General features: G+C 47.5%; 15 protein-coding genes and 1 pseudogene. 13 read left to right on the top strand and 3 right to left on the bottom strand.

What is annotated here, in order from left to right; genetic code table 11:
• The first annotated feature begins 5 nt into the window (after positions 1-5).
• The 3 genes from ACY2VT_RS07135 to ACY2VT_RS07125 all read left to right on the top strand — a co-directional run bounded on the left by ACY2VT_RS07135 (position 6) and on the right by ACY2VT_RS07125 (position 4,047).
• Entirely contained in the window at positions 6-956 is a 951-nt protein-coding gene (locus ACY2VT_RS07135; RefSeq protein ID WP_461879412.1) for an MraY family glycosyltransferase, read from the top strand.
• Positions 957-1,233: 277 nt separating this feature from the next.
• Complete coding sequence (gene yicI, locus ACY2VT_RS07130) at positions 1,234-3,552, top strand: alpha-xylosidase (protein WP_461879411.1); 2,319 nt, start codon at positions 1,234-1,236, stop codon at positions 3,550-3,552.
• A gap of 201 nt (positions 3,553-3,753) precedes the next feature.
• Entirely contained in the window at positions 3,754-4,047 is a 294-nt protein-coding gene (locus ACY2VT_RS07125) for a hypothetical protein (RefSeq protein ID WP_461879410.1), read from the top strand.
• Between the two features lie 48 nt (positions 4,048-4,095).
• Here the strand turns inward: ACY2VT_RS07125 and ACY2VT_RS07120 are convergent, their stop codons facing one another.
• Complete coding sequence (locus ACY2VT_RS07120; protein ID WP_461879409.1) at positions 4,096-5,682, bottom strand: AAA family ATPase; 1,587 nt, start codon at positions 5,680-5,682, stop codon at positions 4,096-4,098.
• Between the two features lie 66 nt (positions 5,683-5,748).
• Complete coding sequence (locus tag ACY2VT_RS07115; protein WP_461879408.1) at positions 5,749-5,985, bottom strand: kinase; 237 nt, start codon at positions 5,983-5,985, stop codon at positions 5,749-5,751.
• A gap of 262 nt (positions 5,986-6,247) precedes the next feature.
• On the opposite strand from ACY2VT_RS07115, the gene ACY2VT_RS07110 reads away from it, so the two are divergent.
• From ACY2VT_RS07110 to tnpA, 10 genes and pseudogenes are all read left to right on the top strand, one after another.
• A complete protein-coding gene (locus tag ACY2VT_RS07110; protein ID WP_461879407.1) occupies positions 6,248-8,914 on the top strand; it encodes a glycoside hydrolase family 3 protein in 2,667 nt (888 codons plus the stop codon).
• A gap of 107 nt (positions 8,915-9,021) precedes the next feature.
• Entirely contained in the window at positions 9,022-9,285 is a 264-nt protein-coding gene (locus ACY2VT_RS07105; protein ID WP_022461716.1) for an IreB family regulatory phosphoprotein, read from the top strand.
• Between the two features lie 12 nt (positions 9,286-9,297).
• Positions 9,298-9,741, top strand: a complete 444-nt coding sequence (gene ruvX / locus ACY2VT_RS07100) for a Holliday junction resolvase RuvX (RefSeq protein WP_118719618.1) — start codon at positions 9,298-9,300, stop codon at positions 9,739-9,741.
• Between the two features lie 15 nt (positions 9,742-9,756).
• Positions 9,757-10,017 carry a DUF1292 domain-containing protein gene (locus ACY2VT_RS07095; protein ID WP_118719616.1) on the top strand — a complete coding sequence of 87 codons (261 nt, stop codon included), beginning with the start codon at positions 9,757-9,759 and terminating at the stop codon, positions 10,015-10,017.
• Positions 10,018-10,157: 140 nt separating this feature from the next.
• Positions 10,158-11,822 (top strand): ribonuclease J, encoded by a 1,665-nt coding sequence (locus ACY2VT_RS07090; protein WP_461875021.1) that lies wholly within the window; start codon positions 10,158-10,160, stop codon positions 11,820-11,822.
• 5 nt (positions 11,823-11,827) lie between these two features.
• Positions 11,828-12,163, top strand: a complete 336-nt coding sequence (locus tag ACY2VT_RS07085; protein ID WP_461878166.1) for a YlbF/YmcA family competence regulator — start codon at positions 11,828-11,830, stop codon at positions 12,161-12,163.
• Positions 12,164-12,189: 26 nt separating this feature from the next.
• Positions 12,190-12,603, top strand: coding sequence for an endolytic transglycosylase MltG (locus ACY2VT_RS07080; protein ID WP_461879406.1), 414 nt, complete (start codon positions 12,190-12,192; stop codon positions 12,601-12,603).
• Positions 12,604-12,633: 30 nt separating this feature from the next.
• Complete coding sequence (locus ACY2VT_RS07075) at positions 12,634-13,299, top strand: O-methyltransferase (protein ID WP_461879405.1); 666 nt, start codon at positions 12,634-12,636, stop codon at positions 13,297-13,299.
• The gene (locus ACY2VT_RS07070; protein ID WP_461879404.1) at positions 13,296-14,525 is read left to right on the top strand and encodes a peptidase U32 family protein; all 1,230 of its coding nucleotides are present in this window, start codon (positions 13,296-13,298) and stop codon (positions 14,523-14,525) included. The genes ACY2VT_RS07075 and ACY2VT_RS07070 overlap by 4 nt, the downstream gene beginning before the upstream one ends.
• A 239-nt stretch (positions 14,526-14,764) precedes the next feature.
• Positions 14,765-15,088 (top strand): annotated as a pseudogene (tnpA, locus tag ACY2VT_RS07065) (IS200/IS605 family transposase); the annotation flags it as partial.
• A gap of 499 nt (positions 15,089-15,587) precedes the next feature.
• Here tnpA and ACY2VT_RS07060 read toward each other — a convergent pair.
• A complete protein-coding gene (locus ACY2VT_RS07060; protein WP_461879403.1) occupies positions 15,588-16,589 on the bottom strand; it encodes an alpha/beta hydrolase in 1,002 nt (333 codons plus the stop codon).
• Positions 16,590-17,054: the final 465 nt, after the last annotated feature.

Raw genomic sequence — 17,054 nt, 5'->3', positions numbered from 1 at the left:
AACGTATGTATCAAGTATGGAGTAACTTTTTAAATCCCGGCCAGATCGCCATGCTGGGAATCGTGGTCACCTTTCTGCTGACCTTTCTGGCGTTAAAGCATCCATTTTCCTTTCTGCCGAGCGATCACGGCAGAGAATTTGCCGTAAACGGCGGCCTCTCCCGCGGAAAACTGCGCGGCGTCGGCCTCGTGATAGTCATCTGTTTCCTGATCGGAAGCGTATTGTTCCTGCCTCTTAGTGCCGAGTATGTGATCTACGCGATCCTGCTCGTCTGCATCATGCTGAGCGGCTACCTCGACGATGCATCCGAAACTCCGTGGAGCGATTACAAAAAAGGCGCGATTGACCTCGTCATCTCCATTGTGACCGTCATCACCTTCGTGAATTACAATTCCACCACGATCTACTTCGGAAGCATGTCCCTTACCATTCCGAAAATGGTCTACATAATCCTCGGCATCATCCTGATCTGGATTTCGATCAACGTTACAAACTGTTCCGACGGTGTCGACGGACTCTGCGCGAGCCTTTCCTGCGTGGTCATCTTCGCGTTCAGCATGATTTTCCACGATGTCCTCGGAAGCTTCACCGTAGCCAATTACCTGTTCGTGGCAGCGCTTCTCGCGTACCTGTATTTCAACACCTCGCCGAGCAGCATGCTGATGGGAGATGCCGGTTCGAGAGCACTTGGCTTCTACATCGCCATCCTTGCCATGCAGTCCCGCCATCCGTTCTTATATCTGCTGATGGCAGGCGTGATGATCGTCGACGGAGGAATCGGCCTTGTCAAAGTATTTTTACTGCGTTTCCTGAAAATCGCGATCCTCAAAAATACAAGAACACCGCTGCATGACCATGTCCGCCTGAAATACAAATGGTCCGACAGCCAGGTTGTGATCCGATTTGTGATCCTGCAGATCCTGCTGGCCGTCATTGCGTATCTGATTATGGCATAAGAAAAAACAGAAGAGAAACGGGAGTGTGTCTTTTGCAGACGTCTGCGGGGCACACTCCCGTTTTGCATCCCATCCGCTGAAAGTACCTTAAAAGATAGAAAAAGATAATATCGCCGTATTTTTTCACAGAATCCGCCCTGTTTTCGAAAGCAAGAGTGTGGTAGTATAAAATTACCAAAAAACGTCAGCCTGAAACAATAATTCTGTAAAGATTGATGAAAAGAAAATGCTTTCCGCTATCTGTTTCAGGCCCATCCAATCAGGAGGTAATGAAAAAATGAAATTCACAGAAGGTTACTGGCTTCCGAGTGAAAAAGCAAATGCATCCCATGCAATGCAGGCTTATGAAGTAGAGCAGATCCCAGGCGGTATGCGTATCCTGGCAACGACCCGTCCGATCGAGCACAGAGGTATGACCCTGAACCTGCCGACCATCACCGTTGAGTTCGTGGCGCACACACCGGATACCATCTCCATGGAAGCATGGCACTACGAAGCATACGACAACAAAGTTCCGTCCTTCGACAAAACAGAGAGCGTATACGAGGACGTAACCGTTACCATCAACGACGATGAGGCAGTTCTCGACACCGGAAGCGTACTGGTACGCGTACAGAGAAAAGGAATCTTCGCTTACACCTTCGAGGCAGACGGAAAAGTCCTGACCGGAAGCGGATTCCGCAACCTTTCCTATATCAGATGGGATCGCAAGCAGAGTACCATGCTGCCGGCACCGAACTACATGACCGAACAATATCAGCCATATATGGTAAGTGAGCTGTCCCTTGGCGTAGGTGAGTGCGTATACGGCCTTGGCGAGAGATTCACCCCATTCGTGAAAAACGGACAGGTTGTCGATACCTGGAATGAAGACGGCGGTACTGCATCCGAGATCGGATACAAATGCGTACCATTCTATATGACAAACAACGGCTACGGTATTCTCGTTGACAGCACCGACAACGTTTCCTTCGAAGTAGCAAGCGAAAAAGTGGAGTATGTCGGCTTCTCCGTACCGGGCGAGAGAATCAAATACTATCTGTTCCACGGCCCGTCACCGAAGAAGATCATGAACGAGTACACCGCACTGACCGGACGCCCGGCACTTCCTCCGGCATGGTCCTTTGGTCTGTGGCTGTCCACATCCTTCACAACCAACTACGATGAGGAGACCACCACATCCTTTATCGAGGGAATGGAGAAGAGAAATATTCCGCTCAGCGTTTTCCACTTCGACTGCTTCTGGATGCATGAATTCCACTGGTGCGATTTCGAGTGGGATAAGAAATGCTTCCCGGACATCCGTGCAACCTTAAAGAAATATCATGACAAAGGCCTGCACATCTGCGCATGGATCAACCCGTACATCGCACAGGGAACCGCATTCTTCAAAGAGGGTGCAGCAAACGGCTATCTCCTTCAGAGAGCAGACGGCAAGGGCGTATGGCAGACCGATAACTGGCAGGCCGGTATGGGGCTGGTAGACTTCACCAACCCGGATGCCGTAAAATGGTACACAGACAAACTGAAAACCGTTCTGGACTGCGGCGTAGACTGCTTCAAGACCGACTTCGGCGAGAGAATCCCGGTTGATGTTGTATACCACGACGGAAGCGATCCGCAGGCAATGCACAACTACTATACGTACCTGTACAACCAGGCCGTATTCAACCTGTTAAAAGAAGTAAAAGGCGAAAATGAAGCAGTTCTGTTTGCAAGAAGTGCAACAGCAGGAAGCCAGAAGTTCCCGGTACACTGGGGCGGCGACTGCTCCGCAAACTATCCGTCCATGGCAGAAACCCTGCGCGGCGGCCTTTCCTTCGCTATGAGCGGATTCTCCTTCTGGAGCCATGATATCTCCGGCTTCGAGAGCACCGCAACACCGGATCTGTACAAGAGATGGTGCGCATTCGGACTGATGTCTACCCACAGCCGTCTGCACGGATCAGGAAGCTACCGTGTGCCGTGGCTGTTCGATGACGAAGCATGCGACGTTGTAAAATTCTTCACCAACCTGAAATGCTCTCTGATGCCGTACATCTTCCAGAAATCCGTAGAGGCACACGAGGAAGGAACCCCGGTGATGCGCCCGATGGTATTCGAGTTCATGAACGACCCGGCCGTTCCGTATCTGGATCAGCAGTACATGCTGGGTGATGCCCTTCTTGTAGCTCCGGTATTCCGTGAGGACAAGGTAGCACAGTACTATCTGCCGGAAGGCACCTGGACAGAGCTTCTGACCGGCGAGACAAAAGAAGGCGGCAGATGGTTCAAGGGAACCTATGACTACTTCTCCATGCCGCTGTATGTAAGAGAAAACAGCATCGTAGTCAGAGGAAACTGCGACACCAAACCGGATTACGACTACGCTGACCACGCAACTGTTTGCGTATACCAGTTAAAAGACGCAGCCGAGACAAAAGTTTCAGATATCCACGGAAACACCGTATTCACCGTGAAAGCAGTCAAAGACGGCGATGCAGTGAAAGTATCCGTAGAAGGCGCACATACCGAACTGAAAGTAGAAGTATTCGTCGGAAATGAGAAGAAAGAGGCTGTACTCGCAGCAGATGCGAACGAAGTTGTAGTTGCATAAAGACAGCGGAACTACATAAAGAAATAAAGAAATAAAGAAATCCCGGGGCCGGAGGTGCTCCGGGATTTTTGATGGCTTGACAGAAAAAACAAATCTGGAGTAAAATAAAAAAGCAGTACAGAGAGGCACGCGCACCGTGGATTTCCTGTGCTGTTTTTTCGTTTTATCCATTCATTATAAAGAAAAGGGGAGGTTTTCACCATGAACAATTTAGTCGATCTCTTAGACCAATTACAAAAAGAAGCCAAAGCAGACCCGGCCCTTCGAGAAGCACTCCTGCGGACCCGGAACGATCCAAACCCGATCCGCGCCTTCTGCACTATCTGCCGCGCCCGTGGCTATGCAATCTACGAAATGGATCTCGCCATGGCCGGTGAAGAATTCTACGCCGAAATCAAACGCAGCACCAACGGCGGCGGCGAAAACTCCCCGGCGCTGGAAGGGGAGGATGATTTTTATGAATTGTTTCTGGCGGCGCTGGAGAGTGGGAAGTAAAAGAAAATCTCCCAAAAGCGAGAGTAAAAATGCTTTTGGGAGATTTTGTTATTTTGTATATTGCTTGATGATACATTGATGTTCTTTTGATTTGCGGTTGTAAGTAATTCCCACAAGAAGAATATCACCGGTATAATCTACGATAGAAGCAGGATATTTTCTATCTATAATCTGATCTAATGCAGTATGCACCGTTTTATTCCACTTTAATTCAACGACGAGAGCTGGATAATATGGCAGATACTCCGGTTTCGGCAGGAAAACAAAGTCTGCAAATCCGCGTCCGGCAGGAAATTCGCGGATCGGTTTAAAATAATACTGCATCGCCGAGAGATAAGCAATCGAAAGCACACTGCTCAGAGAATTTTCATCATGGTACGAAATAGAAGAAGCATATTCCATATGAATCTTCTCAATTCCCGCAGCAACTGCGTCAGAATCCATTGCTAAAGTAGCATCCAGCAAAGCTGAAGATTCCTGCTGGAAAGCCAGAAGTTCATTCCATTTTGTGGTTTCTACCGCATCTGAGAGCTCCTGCCGGATTTCTTCATTCGGCACAAAAGCGCTCTGCGTAAGCTGGTCATAGCCCAGATAGCCAAGGTGGATCAGATACGTAAGCACATCGTCTTTATTTCCAAAACTTATGGTATCATTCTGAAAAAGCCGTGTATTGACTTTGACGGAAGATCCCGACAGCATTTCGATAATAGATGTTTTCAAGCCATCAAAATCCTTATTGATCAGCGGAACAACAACTTCATAGGAGCTGGTTTCAGACCAGTAGCTCTTAAATTTTCCTTTCAGCATAACGCTCACCACGGCACGCGGATTATAAACCTGATATTCTTCCAGCAGATAGCCATCATACCAGTTTTTTACCTTATAGAAATCACGATGATACTTTTCACAGAGGTTCCGTACCTCGTCTTCTGTAAAACCGATATAAGGAGCGAGGATTCCGGCATCCAGCATCGTGAATTCATCAAAATTGTTCAGCGTAGACTGTGTTTTTACTTTCTTGATCGGGAGAATTCCCGTCAGATAGGCGAGCTGGATATATTTTGTTGGCTCCGTTCCCTTAAACATGGCGCGAAGAAAATGAATGTACTCGTCCTGAACCACCTTGTTCGCAGCTTCATCACGAATCAGCACATCCCATTCATCAATGATGATAATAAATTTTCTGCCGGTTGCAGTGTTAATATAAGATAAGGCATCTGGCAGCGAATTTAATTTTTCCGGAAGGATATTGGGATAGTATTCCCGCAGCTCGCGAATCGTTTCCGTGGTAATAAAAGAAACCACAAGCCCGGCCCCGCCGGCAGGCTCCAGACACCATTGAATATCAAGGTGAATCACATCATACTGATTCAGGTGCTTTTCAAAATCAGGATTCTGCCCAATCGAAAGATCCGAAAACATGGCGTGTGAGTCGCAGCCTCTGCTGTAATAAGCAGTAAGCATATTCGCCGTAATTGATTTTCCAAACCGCCGCGGACGACTGTTGCAGATATAACCCTGCAGGGTATTCATAACCTTGTTTGTATAGGTCAGCAGTCCGGTTTTGTCAATATAAATTTCTGAATTTAATGCGATTTGAAACGCACTGTTCCCAGGATTCACAAATCTGCCCATAAAGTCCGTCCTTTCTGAAAAATTAAAGATCTAACAGCTCTGAAATCTCCGCAAAGTTACTAAACATTAAAATTCCTTCCTCAAATGCTCCGCAAGCAAACGGTCATAATCTCCTTCGATCTCTTCATCCCGTCCCGCATACCGAAGATTCGTCTCCACGCCGACCGGATCCGCCTCGTCAGCGTATTCCCAGATATGGTAGCGGAGTCCGCGGTGCTCGAAGTCGATGCTTCCGCAGTTGTCCTCTTCAACATAAGAAAAAGCGATATTTTTTTCATTCAAAACAGCCTGAATTTTTGGCATATGCATAAAACAATAATCCTCCGAATCGTTGTTACTTATCTGTTATCAGTATAGGGCAATGGCGGAAAAAATTCAATCGAAAACTCCGGAAGAGCCGTATTGTTGCCTTGGTCAGAATCTACCCAGAAAAGATCAAAAAGAAATCTATCAAAAAGTGGAAAACAAAGCTATAATGGAGGATAAATGAGGCAAATATATTTGTTATTGTGGAAAAAATCAGACAACAGATCTGCCAGTGGGGATAAAGGAGGATTTTTACGAGATGAAACTGCGAACAAGAGGAATTTCCGGAACAAGAAATCAGGCGGAGTCAGAGCGTGAGCGTGCGCACCGCGTCATTGCAAGAAAAGCAGCTGCAGAGGGTATCGTGCTGCTGGAAAACAACGGTGTTCTGCCGTTGAAAAAAGAAAGTAAAGTGGCACTGTACGGGGGCGGCGCCCGCCACACCATCAAAGGCGGCACAGGTTCCGGTTCCGTGAATAACCGAAGCAACGTCAGCATCGACGAAGGCCTGCGAAATGCCGGCTTTACCGTCACAACCGATGCATGGCTTGACGCATACGATGCTGCGTACGAGAAAAGCTATGAGGAATGGAAAGATTACATCTATGAGATTTCCGAGCCGGGCAATTTCGATTCCCTCTACCGTGCACACGCCAGCCATCCGATGCAGATGCCAAAGGGCAGCGCCATCACAAAAACGGAGGCGGCAGATGCCATCTACGTGATCAGCCGCGTTTCCGGCGAGGGCGCAGACCGAAAGGCAGAGCCGGGAGACTATTACCTGTCGGAACAGGAAGAGGAAGAACTGAAAGCCATCACAGAGTGCTATGACAACACGATTGTCGTTTTAAACGTCGGCGGTGTGATGGATGTCTCCTTCCTGGAAAAATACAACATTGCTGCACTGGTTATGCTCTCTCAGGCGGGCATGGAGGGCGGCAATGCGCTTGCGGATATTTTATCCGGTGCCGTCACCCCAAGCGGAAAGCTGACCGACACCTGGGGCTGCCGTTACGAGGATTACCCGTCCAGCGCGACATTCAGCCATAACAACGGAAACATCATCGAAGAAAAATATTACGAAGGCATTTACGTCGGCTACCGTTATTTCGACAGCTTTGAGGTGGAACCGCGCTATCCGTTCGGATATGGAATGTCCTACACGACCTTTGCGGTAACAACAGAAAATGTAGCGTGGAAGCCGGATGCAGAGCCAAAAACAATCACAGTAACCGTAAAAGTAACAAATACTGGCTCCTGCGCCGGAAAAGAAGTCGTACAGGTTTACGCCGCCTGCCCGTCCGGAAAACTGAAAAAAGAGCGGAAACGTCTGGTGGCTTTTGGAAAAACAGCGCTGCTGCAGCCGGGAGAATCCGAGATACTGCACCTGGAGATACCAACTGCCCTTCTGGAATCCTACCGGACCGGAAAAGCTGTATACTGCATGGAAGCCGGAAACTATGATTTTCTGGTCGGAACCTCAAGCCGGGATGTAACTCTGGTTGCGAGACTGATTCTGGACGAAACCGTGGAAACCGAGCATCTGACCAACATCTGCCCACTGCTCGACGCATTAAAGGAAATTCAGCCGGAAGAGGAAAAAGAGGAGCGTTGGAGAGCAGAACGGGAGCAGATGTGGGAAGAAAAGAAAGCAGAAATCCCGCTGCTGTTCCTTGACGAAAAAGGACTGATCCGCGATGGAAAGAGTGCCGAAGAAATGTATAAAATTCTGAAATTCGGAGAAACAAACGCAGCGGAAGCAAAGGAAGGCGATGTCAACGGCTGTGAATTTGAAGCGGAAGCAACGGAAGCCAAAGAGGATGCCGGAAACTGCAGATGTGGAGCAGAACAGCCAAAATGGGAAGAAAGACGGCGTCTGGCAAAAGAAAAAGCCACCGAACTCGTTCAGAAGCTGACACCGGAAGAAAAAACGGCGCTTGTCTGCGGCCGCAGCAGCAGCGGAAGTAAAGAAATCATCGGAGCCGCTGCCGTTACCGTACCGGGTGCAGCCGGGGAGACAACCGCCTCATTGCTGGAAAAATACGGTGTTGCCAATGTCATTCTGGCTGACGGCCCGGCAGGCATCCGCATCACCTCACATTATCAGAAAAATCCGTCGGACGGCAGTGTTTACAAAATGAACATGTATCAGCGTCTCGAGAACCGTATTTTCGGAATCGAATTCCTCCACGACGACGGCGAAGATTACTATCAGTACTGCAGTGCGATCCCGGTCGGAACGCTTCTGGCGCAGACGTTCGATGCGGCGCTTCTCGAGGAAGTAGGACGCATGATCGGCACAGAGCTGGAGGAGTTCGGCGTGACTCTCTGGCTTGCTCCGGGCATGAATATCCACCGCAATCCGCTCTGCGGACGCAACTTTGAATACTATTCCGAGGATCCGCTCGTCAGCGGAAAAATGGCGGCAGCCCTCACAAGAGGCGTCCAGAGCCGGTACGGGGTCGGAACGACCATTAAACATTACGCCTGCAACAATCAGGAAGAAAACCGCCGCGGCGTATCGAGCATCGTCTCCGAGCGCGCGCTGCGTGAGATCTATCTGAAGGGCTTCGAAATCGCCATCAAAGAATCTCAGCCAAAGGCGATCATGACCTCCTACAACAAGGTAAACGGTGTCCACACCGCCAACAGCTACGATCTGTGCACGACCGCTGCAAGAAAGGAATGGGGCTTTGCCGGCATCATCATGACCGACTGGACCACGACAAATGCCGATGGAGGCTCCTCCGCCGCAAAATGCATTGCCGCCGGAAACGACCTTGTCATGCCGGGAACCGACAGCGACCGCCGCGAAATCCTGGATGCGCTGACGGCCGAGCATGACCAGTATCTCGAGGAAAAAGACCTGACCGCCTGTGCCGAAAGAATGCTGGAAATGATCTTTTCCTCCAATTTATATGAATAATGAGACTGTATCAGGGATAAAATAAGTTAGGCAATTTCACGATTGAAATTTCCCATAACATGTATTAGAATATAAATGATATCAATAAATACGAGGACGTGAAAAGAATGTCAGGATTAAGCAACACACAATATTTTAAAGTAAAAACAGAGCCGGAGATTCAGGTAAAAGAAGTGCTCGAAACCGTTTACAACGCCATGGTAGAAAAAGGGTATAATCCGGTCAACCAGATCGTAGGATATATCATGTCAGGCGACCCGACCTATATCACAAGCTTCAAGGGCGCCAGAAGTCTGATCATGAAAGTTGAGCGTGATGAACTGGTAGAGGAACTGTTAAAAGAGTACATCAAAAATGAATCCTGGAAGTGAGCGTAACTACTTATGAGAATAATGGGATTAGATTACGGCTCAAAAACAGTAGGGGTGGCGGTGAGCGACCCTCTGGGTCTTACTGCGCAGGGAATCGAAATTGTCCGCAGAAAATCGGAGACTAAGCTGCGCCAGACGCTGGCCCGGATTGAAGAGATAGCAAAAGAATACAGTGTGGAAAAGATTGTACTCGGCTTCCCGAAACACATGAACAACGACATCGGAGAGCGGGCTGAAAAATCTCTCGAGTTCAAAGAAATGCTGGAGAGACGGACAGGCCTGCCCGTTGTCATGTGGGACGAGCGGCTGACCACCGTCGAAGCAGACCGCACCATGATGGAAACCGGAATCCGCAGAGAAAACCGCAAGGAGTACGTGGATATGATTGCGGCTGTCTTTATCCTGCAGGGATATCTGGACTATCTTTCCAACCACAAAGAATCACAGGAAAACTGAACAAAGGAATATTGTATGGAAAAAATAACATTTGTAACAGATGATGGCGGCAAAGAAGAATTTTACGTGGAGGAGCAGACCAGAATCAACGGAGTCAACTACATTCTGGTATCCGATTCCCAGGACGACGAGGCAAACGCCTACATCCTGAAAGACATCTCCACAGACACCGACGCAGAGGCAGAGTATGTCATGGTAGAAGACGACACCGAGTTCGATGCCGTTTCCGGCGTATTCGCTTCCATGTTGGACGACGAGGCAGACATCACCTATTAAACAATGACATCCGAAGGATTTGAACCCAAATCCTGCAGGTGCGGGACATGCCACGCCAGCCTGGGGTGACGCTCAGGGGACGAGTGCGTGAAGCCACACCGGTAACGGAATCGTTTCGAAAACATGCGCGGAGGTGCTATTTGAAAAAGAATAATGGAAGTAAATTAAAAATTATACCGCTTGGCGGTCTGGAACAGATCGGTATGAATATCACCGTCTTCGAGTATGAAGACAGTATCATCGTCGTAGACTGCGGACTCGCATTCCCGGAAGACGACATGCTCGGTATCGACCTGGTCATCCCGGATGTAACATATCTGAAAGAGAACATCGACAAAGTCAAAGGCTTCGTCATCACCCATGGCCACGAGGACCACATCGGTGCGCTGCCGTACATCTTAAAAGAAGTCAACGTGCCGGTCTACGCCACCAAACTGACTATCGGCCTGATCGAAAACAAATTAAAGGAGCACAACCTGCTCCGTACCACAAAACGGAAAATCATCAAACACGGACAGTCCATCAACCTGGGTGCATTCCGTATTGAGTTTATCAAAACAAACCACAGTATTGCAGATGCAGCAGCACTGGCAATCTATTCCCCGGCGGGCATCATCGTCCACACCGGAGACTTCAAAGTCGACTACACACCAGTCTTTGGTGATGTCATTGACCTGCAGAGATTCGCCGAGATCGGAAAGAAAGGCGTTCTGGCGCTGATGTGCGACAGTACCAACGCAGAGCGTCCCGGCTTTACCATGTCCGAGCGGACTGTAGGAAAGACGATCGACAGCCTGTTTGCCGAGCATCAGAATTCCCGCATCATCATCGCAACCTTCGCATCGAACGTCGACCGTGTACAGCAGATCATCAACTCCGCTTACAAATACGGCCGTAAAGTAGTCATCGAAGGACGAAGCATGGTCAACATCATCTCCATCGCGCAGGAGCTGGGCTACATCAATATCCCGGAAAACACCCTGATCGATGTCGAGCAGATGAAAAACTACACCGGCGAGCAGCTTGTCCTGATCACCACCGGAAGCCAGGGCGAGTCCATGGCAGCGCTGTCACGTATGGCGGCACACCTGCATAAAAAGATCTCGATTCTGCCGGGTGACACCGTTATCTTCAGTTCCCACCCGATCCCGGGAAATGAAAAAGCCGTTTCGAACGTCATCAACGAACTGTCCGCACAGGGCGCAAACGTCGTATTCCAGGATGTTCACGTATCCGGACATGCCTGCCAGGAAGAAATCAAGCTGATCTACTCCCTGGTAAAACCGAAATACGCCATTCCGGTACACGGCGAGTACCGCCACTTAAAAGCACACGCAGAAGTTGCACAGAGCCTCGGCATCCCGAAAGAGAACATTTTCCTCATGTATTCCGGCGATGTCATGGAGCTTGACGAGGACGGCGCAGCAGTGACAGGCAAAGTCCACACCGGAGCCATCATGGTAGACGGACTCGGCGTCGGCGACGTTGGAAACATCGTCCTGCGAGACCGTCAGCATCTGTCCGAGGATGGTATCATGGTTGTGGTACTGACCCTCGAAAAGAGAACAAACCAGCTTCTGGCCGGTCCGGATATCGTGTCCCGCGGTTTCGTCTATGTACGCGAATCCGAGGATCTGATGGGCGAGGCAAGAGAAGTTGTAGAAGAGGCACTGGATGGCTGCCTTTCCAAAAATATCTCCGACTGGGGTAAGATCAAATCCACGATCAAAGATGCCCTCGGCGATTATGTATGGAAGAAAACAAAGAGAAGACCGATGATCCTTCCGATCATCATGGAGGCATAAATACCATGGACAAAGTAACAGAATGTCTGGACACGCTCATCGAAGAGATGAGGGAGAGCAGGGCATATCAGAATTACTTGTGGATGGAAGAGGAACTTGAAAAAGACCCGGACTTAAAAAGCCGGGTCGATGACTATCGAATCCGCAATTACCGACTGCAGCAGTCCGAAAACGTAGACCTTTACGAGGCGGTAGATTCCCTGGAACGGGATTCCTATGCACTCCGCAAAAGCGAGAAGGCAAACGCTTATCTTGAGGCGGAGCTTGAGGTCTGTAAGATGGTACAGAAGGTGCAGGACCGCATTTCCGAAGCAATCCGCATCGGCGTACCGGAAATCTAAACCCGAAAATCAAAAGGAGAGCGCCCATGTCCGAAAAGAAAAGTGATGCCGGATACCGAGCAGCGCTGACAGGTGCGAAAGGAACCGTGCGCCTGCTCATTTACGTCTGCGTGATTCTTGTGATCATTCTGGCGGCAAAAACTTCATATCAGTTCGGACATGATGTATTTGCCGAGGAACCGGTCAGCCTGAAGGGAAAAGGAAAAGAAGTCACCGTACAGGTACGTTCCGGCATGGAGGCAAAAGAACTCGGTGAGCTCCTGAAAGACAACGGACTGATCGACGAAAGCCTGCTGGTTTTCGAAGTCCAGTACCGTCTGTCCGGCTACTACGGCGGCATCAAGGACGGCACGTATGTGCTGAACACCGCGCAGACCGTCGATGAAATGCTGGAAATCCTGGCGGGCATCAACACCGAAGGACAGCCGTCCGCGGAATAACGCATGTTTGCAAAACAAGAGGAATCTTACATGATAATAGACGAACGAATGGTAACCTACATCAATTCCCTGGATACCGGGCACACCCCGTTTCTGGAAAATCTGGAGCGGACGGCCAAACAGGACCGGGTACCGATCATTCGCCGTGAAATGCAGAGCTTTTTAAAAGTATTCTTAAAGATGAAACAGCCAAAGAGAATCCTGGAGGTAGGAACTGCCGTAGGATTCTCTGCTGTTTTCATGGCACAGTACGGCGAACCGGATGCAGAGATTACCACAATAGAAAATTACGAAAAACGCATCCCGATCGCGCGAGAAAACTTCGAAAAATCCGGCTTTGCCGACCGCATTACCCTGATTCCGGGAGATGCCGCCGAAGTGTTGAAAACCCTGGACGGGCCGTATGATTTTATCTTTATGGATGCGGCGAAGGGACAGTACATTCATTTTCTGCCGGAGGTTTTGCGCCTGCTCGATGAAAAAGGCGTGCTGATTACCGACAATGTGCTGCAGGACGGAGATGTCATCGAATCCCGCTTCTCCGTGGAACGCCGGAACCGCACGATTCACAAACGGATGCGGGAATACTTATTTGAACTGACACACAAAGAAGGGCTGCTGACATCCGTCGTGCCGCTGGGAGATGGAATCGCGATTACGATGAAAAGCCACGAGAACAGAAAGGAAACAATATGAGAAAACCGGAATTACTGGTTCCAGCCAGCAGTCTGGAAGTATTAAAAGTAGCAGTGATCTTTGGCGCAGATGCCGTGTATATCGGCGGAGAAGTCTTCGGACTTCGGGCGAAGGCGAAGAACTTTTCGATGGAAGATATGAAAGAAGGCGTGGAGTTTGCGCATGCACATGGAGTGAAAGTGTATGTTACCGCGAATATTCTGGCACATAACCAGGATCTTGAGGGGGTGCGGGCTTACTTTGCCGAATTAAAAGAGATTGGGCCGGATGCGCTCATTATTTCGGATCCGGGCGTGTACCGGATTGCCATGGAGGTGTGCCCGGAGATTGAGCGGCATATCAGTACGCAGGCGAACAATACGAACTATGGGACGTATCAGTTCTGGTATGAGCAGGGGGCGAAACGCGTCGTGACGGCGCGGGAATTGTCGCTGGCGGAGATTAAAGAGATCCGGGAACATATTCCGGAGGAGATGGAGATCGAGACGTTTATTCATGGGGCGATGTGTATTTCGTACTCGGGGAGATGTCTGCTGTCCAACTACTTTACAGGAAGAGATGCGAATCAGGGGGCTTGTACACATCCTTGCAGATGGAAATATGCGGTTGTGGAAGAGTCACGTCCGGGGGAGTATCTGCCGGTGTATGAGAATGAGAGAGGGACGTATATCTTTAACTCGAAAGACCTCTGCATGATTGAGCATATTCCGGATTTACTGGATGCGGGGATTGACAGTTATAAGATTGAAGGAAGAATGAAGACGGCGCTGTATGTGGCGACGGTGGCGAGGACGTATCGGAAGGCGATTGATGATTATCTGGAGAGTCCGGAGAAATATGAGAAGAATATGGAGTGGTATAAGGATCAGATTTCGAATTGTACGTATCGACAGTTTACTACGGGATTTTTCTATGGGAAGCCGGATCATGAGAGCCAGATTTATGACAGTAATACGTATGTGAAGGAGTATACGTATCTGGGGATTGTTGGGGAGAAGGATGAACTGGGGAGGTATACGATTGAGCAGAGGAATAAGTTTTCGGTTGGGGAAGAGATTGAAGTGATGAAACCGGATGGGGAGAATGTCTGCGTTACTGTGAAGGGGATCTGGGATGATGAAGGGAACCAGATGGAGAGTGCGCCGCATCCGAAACAGAAATTGTGGATTGATCTTGGTGTGGAATTGGATAGGTTTGATATTTTGAGAAGGAAAGAAATGGAATAAAGAAAATGAAAAGGGATTAGAAACGTGTCATTTTGGAACGGTTGCTAATCCTTTTTTATGGGAATTGGGATTATGTAAAAAATGGTAATGATAAAAGAAATAAATGAAAAGTCTAATCCCCCAGCTATGCTGGGGAGAATAGAGTAGTCGGAAGTGGTGAGGATAACAAAATAAAGCCTCCTGTGATAAAATGAGAATGGTGTCGCAAGCCAAACTCAAAATCAAAGGAGGCGGTCCAAATGGACAATAAAAGTTTATCACATACTCGTTGGAAATGCCAGTATCACATTGTGTTTATTCCTAAATACCGAAAGAAGGTATTGTATGGGAGAATACGCAGAGATGTCCGGGAGATAATAGCAACTTTATGCCAGTATAAAAATGTAGAGATAATAGCAGGAGCAGTATGCATAGATCATGTACACTTAAGCGTAGCAATTCCGCCAAAACTCAGAGTATCAGATTTTATGGGATATCTGAAAGGAAAAAGTACATTAATGATTTATGACAGACATCCGGAGCTGCAAAATAAATGGGATAAAGCGTTTTGGGCCAGTAAAAGTGCTTGCGATACCGCCCTTTGGGGCGAGCAGTAACAATAGCCCTTTGGAGGGCTAATAATAAACCACCAGTTGAACTGGTGGTTGCTAACTTTGTCAGAAAAAAATGGTGTTATTAAAAGAATTATAAATTCAATGACTGGCATCTTACGATGCAGTAAAAAAATAGCACAACGCTTTAACAAGTTAATTTGAAGAAGCGAAGTAAGGAATAGACATAATAAAAGTAAACGGTAGATAGTCCGTACCTAGACTGTAAAGGAAAAGTGTGTGACAATAGACTATATTTCTAATACGAGTATCAAAGGTTGAGTCTCAACTTTTGATACCACTACATGGAGGTAAGTCTATGAGTTCAGAAACATCTATGGTGGCAGCTAAAATATCCGGGGTCTCCTAAGAGGTGTGCAAAGTTTCGAGCAGCAATGGGAACTTTCCTGCTCTCAGTATATCACAATTTCATCCACAACCACGTCGCCTGCTTCTGCTCCGGCTGCTGTCTTTATGATGTTCTTTGGAAAGCTCCAGAATGTTCTCCCACAAACTGTACTATTACATTCTCATAGCCTTCCGGATCTTTTTTATAGTTCTCTGCATGATTAGCTCCATGAACTATATAAATTTCTTTATTACTTTTACAACTATTATAAATTTCTTTTGCCATGTATAGTGGTACTAAGTTATCCATGTCTCCATGAATAATTAAAATTGGAATTTTTGTCTGTGATACCGCCTTACAAGCATCAGCCTCTTTTAAATTAAATCCTCCCCAAAGCTTTGTTCCCACATCTGCAAAAATTTTGAATACCTCTACTGGCATTCCTTTAGGCAAATGGCTCTTACAATTTAACTCTAACATTTTTGTTGACGTTGTAAATCCACTATCTTCAATGATTCCACAAACAGAATCTGGAAAATCCAAATCACTACTCATTGTGACCACTGCTCCACCCATTGAAATTCCCATAAGAAATATCGGTGTTTCTCTTCCAAAATGTTTTGCAGCCCAATTAGCCCAATCTACACAATCATAACGTTCCTTCACTCCCAAAGTGAAAATATTTCCTTCACTTTCATCATGCGCACGCATACTAACAAGCAAAACATTCCATTTTTCTTTCTGCGCAATTTTATAAATCGGCACACCATCCACATAACTATGACCTCTAAATCCATGAAAGAAAATCACCAATGGAGCATTCTTCTTTCTCTCATAATAATGACCTTCCAGCTTTGTTCCATCAGAAGCCATAATAACAATTCTTTCATTATTTTTTCGTTTTATTTTATATGCTTCGGTAAGCCGCTCATACTGCTCATCATCTGCTGTTCCCAAATCTGGCCATGCTGTTTCTCTTCGTTCACAAATTTTTGAGAACACTAATTTACTTCCTTCCCCCCAAATTATTATCGAAAAAATAAACATTATAATAACTACTGCAACAATCTTTTTCATTTTCACTAATCTCTCAGTTATTGCAAGTTGTTTTACTCTTTGCTTCATAAGCATCACTTTCCTTCAATATTTATCACATCTCATCCGATTACAAGAGATCGTTGCCTGTTGCTCACCACGGAGAGATGTGTAATTGTTCGAGCAACGCAGGAAACTTACTGTTCCCCTTATTTTGTTTACGAATTCTTTAGAAATGTTTATTTTTTTCTTTATGGAGTCAGACCCCAATGTGGTCAACTTAAGGAATTTATAAAAATTTTACATGTTTTTTCAAAAAAACTATTGACAAAACCTCCTAAAAGTGCGGTCGCTTCGCGACCTGTTAATCAAGGAATTGTTCGTTTCGCCGCGAACCTTGATTACACTTTAGGAGGTATGATGTTGTCAAGATTGGTTGACACATTTTTCTCAAGGACATCATGGACTATGCTACCATACGTAGAGAATCATAGTATCTCTGTCGCTTGATCATGGGAGGAAGACCACCGTTGGTGGTACAAATCCTCCGATTGT

Origin of the sequence: Fusicatenibacter sp. (assembly GCF_050872605.1) — a bacterium.
GTDB lineage: Bacteria > Bacillota > Clostridia > Lachnospirales > Lachnospiraceae > Fusicatenibacter.
The sequence above is the reverse complement of the archived record's forward strand: the minus strand, read 5'-3'. Positions and strand labels throughout refer to the sequence as shown.

What these genes read in the sequence shown, in the direction of transcription:
- ACY2VT_RS07125 (WP_461879410.1), top strand. Translation starts at nt 3,754, where the DNA reads ATGAACAATTTAGTCGATCTCTTAGACCAATTACAAAAAGAAGCCAAA.
- ACY2VT_RS07075 (WP_461879405.1), top strand. Translation starts at nt 12,634, where the DNA reads ATGATAATAGACGAACGAATGGTAACCTACATCAATTCCCTGGATACC.
- ACY2VT_RS07115 (WP_461879408.1), bottom strand. Translation starts at nt 5,985, where the DNA reads ATGCCAAAAATTCAGGCTGTTTTGAATGAAAAAAATATCGCTTTTTCT.
- yicI (WP_461879411.1), top strand. Translation starts at nt 1,234, where the DNA reads ATGAAATTCACAGAAGGTTACTGGCTTCCGAGTGAAAAAGCAAATGCA.
- ruvX (WP_118719618.1), top strand. Translation starts at nt 9,298, where the DNA reads ATGAGAATAATGGGATTAGATTACGGCTCAAAAACAGTAGGGGTGGCG.
- ACY2VT_RS07085 (WP_461878166.1), top strand. Translation starts at nt 11,828, where the DNA reads ATGGACAAAGTAACAGAATGTCTGGACACGCTCATCGAAGAGATGAGG.
- ACY2VT_RS07060 (WP_461879403.1), bottom strand. Translation starts at nt 16,589, where the DNA reads ATGAAGCAAAGAGTAAAACAACTTGCAATAACTGAGAGATTAGTGAAA.
- ACY2VT_RS07095 (WP_118719616.1), top strand. Translation starts at nt 9,757, where the DNA reads ATGGAAAAAATAACATTTGTAACAGATGATGGCGGCAAAGAAGAATTT.
- ACY2VT_RS07080 (WP_461879406.1), top strand. Translation starts at nt 12,190, where the DNA reads ATGTCCGAAAAGAAAAGTGATGCCGGATACCGAGCAGCGCTGACAGGT.
- ACY2VT_RS07105 (WP_022461716.1), top strand. Translation starts at nt 9,022, where the DNA reads ATGTCAGGATTAAGCAACACACAATATTTTAAAGTAAAAACAGAGCCG.
- ACY2VT_RS07135 (WP_461879412.1), top strand. Translation starts at nt 6, where the DNA reads ATGTATCAAGTATGGAGTAACTTTTTAAATCCCGGCCAGATCGCCATG.
- ACY2VT_RS07120 (WP_461879409.1), bottom strand. Translation starts at nt 5,682, where the DNA reads ATGGGCAGATTTGTGAATCCTGGGAACAGTGCGTTTCAAATCGCATTA.
- ACY2VT_RS07070 (WP_461879404.1), top strand. Translation starts at nt 13,296, where the DNA reads ATGAGAAAACCGGAATTACTGGTTCCAGCCAGCAGTCTGGAAGTATTA.
- ACY2VT_RS07110 (WP_461879407.1), top strand. Translation starts at nt 6,248, where the DNA reads ATGAAACTGCGAACAAGAGGAATTTCCGGAACAAGAAATCAGGCGGAG.